Here is a 763-nt window from a genome sequence, read left to right as displayed (position 1 = left end):
TCTGGTTTATTTATCTCATCCCACACCGACTTCATGCACGGTTTGTCAAAGACATTAATAATTTCAACTTCTTCTGTATTAAAGAATCCATTACTAGAGTTCGTAGTGTTCCAGTCGCCAGTGTTGCGGTAGCCAGTGTTGCGGTTGCCAGTGTTGCGGTTGCCAGTGTTGTAGTTGCCAGTGTTGCGGTTGCCAGTGTTGCGGTTGCCAGTGTTGCGGTAGCCAGTGTTGTAGTTGCCAGTGTTCCAGTCGCCAGTGTTGCGGTAGCCAGTGTTGCGGTTGCCAGTGTTGCGGTTGCCAGTGTTGTAGTTGCCAGTGTTGTAGTTGCCAGTGTTGTAGTTGCCAGTGTTGTAGTTGCCAGTGTTCCAGTCGCCAGTGTTGCAGTCGCCAGTGTTCCAGTCGCCAGTGTTGCGGTTGCCAGTGTTGCTCTTTGCATCAGCGGATTTAACATCTGACACACCCAAACTAGTAGGCACTGGTTGTGCAGCTTGAAGCTCAGCAATCTCTTTATCTTCACGACCCAAAACATAGTTTTCCATTGCTTGAGCTTTTTCGATGTTACCCTCTGCAATGTGTAGCGCTTGTAGGCGTAAGTTTTCGATTTCCATTTTTGTCTCGTGGTGATTGGGTATGGGGTAAATATAGTAATTCCGATATAACATGTCAATAGGTATTCCGATATTTATATAGAAAAACCGATATTATTTTTTTTATTTATGCTTTAATAGACAAAAGAAAACCCACACTGGGTGGGTTAGGGAGC

At 45.3% G+C, this 763-nt stretch carries 1 protein-coding gene; it reads right to left on the bottom strand.

Annotation, left to right across the window (positions count from 1 at the left end; all coding sequences use genetic code 11):
• Positions 1 to 539 (bottom strand): hypothetical protein (locus C9E89_RS22955; protein WP_407641443.1); only part of this gene is annotated, 539 nt, incomplete at its 3' end.
• Between the last annotated feature and the right edge of the window lie 224 nt (positions 540 to 763).

This window comes from Acinetobacter sichuanensis (assembly GCF_003024515.2).
Taxonomy (GTDB): domain Bacteria; phylum Pseudomonadota; class Gammaproteobacteria; order Pseudomonadales; family Moraxellaceae; genus Acinetobacter; species Acinetobacter sichuanensis.
Note: the sequence above shows the minus strand (reverse complement) of the source record. Positions and strands in the feature narration are given on the sequence as shown.